Origin of the sequence: Streptomyces sp. NPDC006265 (genome assembly GCF_040613555.1) — a bacterium.
Lineage (GTDB): Bacteria > Actinomycetota > Actinomycetes > Streptomycetales > Streptomycetaceae > Streptomyces.
In genome coordinates this window covers 1-2079 of sequence record NZ_JBEXSH010001214.1, presented here as the reverse complement: position 1 = coordinate 2079, position 2079 = coordinate 1, and the positions used below count along the sequence as shown (strand labels likewise).

1 protein-coding gene and 1 pseudogene are annotated in these 2079 nt (G+C 73.6%); both read left to right on the top strand.

Annotated elements, in window-relative coordinates:
- The first annotated feature begins 37 nt into the window (after positions 1 to 37).
- A complete protein-coding gene (locus tag ABZ281_RS47235) occupies positions 38 to 1090 on the top strand; it encodes a dipeptide epimerase (protein WP_356664780.1) in 1053 nt (350 codons plus the stop codon).
- Positions 1074 to 2024 (top strand): annotated as a pseudogene (locus ABZ281_RS47230) (MFS transporter); the annotation flags it as partial. The gene ABZ281_RS47235 and the pseudogene ABZ281_RS47230, both read left to right, overlap by 17 nt.
- Between the last annotated feature and the right edge of the window lie 55 nt (positions 2025 to 2079).

The following is a 2079-nucleotide window of genomic DNA, read 5'->3' as shown; positions in this document are numbered from 1 at the left end:
CGCTCGCCGGCCCCGTCGCCCTCCAGGAAGAGAGCCCGTGAAGTCCACCCTGCGCACCGTACGCCTCGCACTCGCCGAGCCGCTGCGCATCTCCCGCTCCACCATGGCCGCCCGCGACGCCGTGTGGCTGACCGTCGGGCACGACGGGCTGCGCGGCCACGGCGAGGCCGTCACCAGCGTCTACTACGGACTGGGCACCGAGACACTCGTACGGCTCCTCACCACCGTGGACCTGAGCCGATTCGCCGACCCGGAGAGTGCCCTGGACGCCCTGCGGACGGGGCAGTGGCCCGCCGGCGACCCGCCGCCCGCCGTGACCGCCGCCGTCGAGTCGGCCCTGCTCGACCTGGCCGGCAAGCGCGCCGGCGTCCCCGTGCACCGGCTTCTCGGAGCCGCCGCACCGCCGGTCGCGGCCACCGCCCGCACCATCGGCATCACCACACCGTCCCGGGCGGCGGCCCAGGCGCGGCACCTCGTCGCGAACGGCTTCGAGATCATCAAGGTCAAGGCGGGCACTCCCGACCCCGAGGACGACATCGAACGCGTCCGCGTCATCCGCGACGCCGCCCCCCGGGCCCGGCTGCTCCTCGACCCGAACGGCGCCTGGTCCGTGGCGCAGGCGGACGCGTTGCTGCCACGCTTCGCCGCCCTCGGCGTGGAAGCCGTCGAGCAGCCCCTCGCCCCCGGCGACCCGGACGCCCTGGGCGCCCTCGCGGAGCGCGCACCGCTGCCCGTCATCGCCGACGAGGACGCCGTCGACCTGGCGGACGTCCGCCGCCTCGCCGGACGGGTCCACGGTGTCAACGTCAAGCTCGCCAAGTGCGGCGGCGTGCACGCGGCCCTGCGCATCCACGAAGCGATCGAGGGCAGCGGCACCGAACTGATGCTCGGCTGCCTCACGGCCAGCACCCTCGGGCTGGCTCCCGCCGTCCACCTCGCCGACCGGGCCCGCTGGGCCGACCTCGACGGGCATCTGCTGCTCGCCCACGACCCCTGGGCCGGGATCGGCGGCGCCGACGGCGTCGTACGGGCGAGCGGGGCTCCCGGTCTGGGCATCGAGGAGGTGGCGGTGCGTGAAGACGTGGCATGAGATACGGCGCTTCCCGCTCGCGGTCCGGCTCCTGCTGGTCAACCAGCTCGGCGTCAACACCGGCTTCTACCTGCTCATCCCCTACCTCGCCACCCACCTCACCGAGAACCTCGGCCTGTCCGCGGCTGTCGTCGGCGTCGTCCTCGGCGTCCGCAACCTCAGCCAGCAGGGCCTGTTCATCATCGGCGGCTCCGCCTCCGACCGGCTCGGCGCACGCGGCGTCATCATCGCCGGATGCGCCCTGCGCACCCTCGGCTTCGCCCTGTTCGCACTCGGCGACGGACTCGCGGTGCTGCTCGCCGCCTCCGTGCTCAGCGGAGTCGCCGGGGCCCTGTTCAACCCGGCCGTACGGGCGTATCTCGCACAGGAGGCGGGGGAGAACAGGGCGGAGGCCTTCGCCCTGTTCAACGTCTTCGCCACCGCCGGCGCACTCATCGGGCCGCTGCTGGGCAGCGTGCTGCTCCTCGTCGACTTCCGTACCTCCGCGCTGACCGCCGCCGGGATCTTCGCGGTGCTCACCGTGGCGCAGGCCCTCGTCCTGCCCGCGCGCAGGGCCGAGCCCAGCGGCAGCGGCCTGATCGGGGACTGGCGGGAGGTGCTCGGCAACCGGGCCTTCCTGACCTTCGCGCTCGCCATGGTCGGCATGTTCACCCTGGAGAACCAGCTGTATCTGCTGCTACCGGACGGGGCGAGGGACGCCACCGGCTGGGACGGCGCGGCGGGCCTCGTCTTCCTCGTCGGCACGGTGGCCCACCTGGCGCTCCAGCTGAGGATCACGAGGAGCCTCAAAACCCGTGGCAGCAGAGGGCATTGGATCGTCGTCGGCCTCACGGTGATGGGGCTGGCCTTCCTGCCGCCGGCCTTCCTGCCGGGCCTCGTGCCCGTCCTGGCCGGCGCCCTGCTGCTCTACACCGGCGTCATGATCGCCCAGCCTCGATCGCCAGGCCGATGAGCGCCGCGAGGTCGTGGTGGTCGGTGACCGCCGCGTC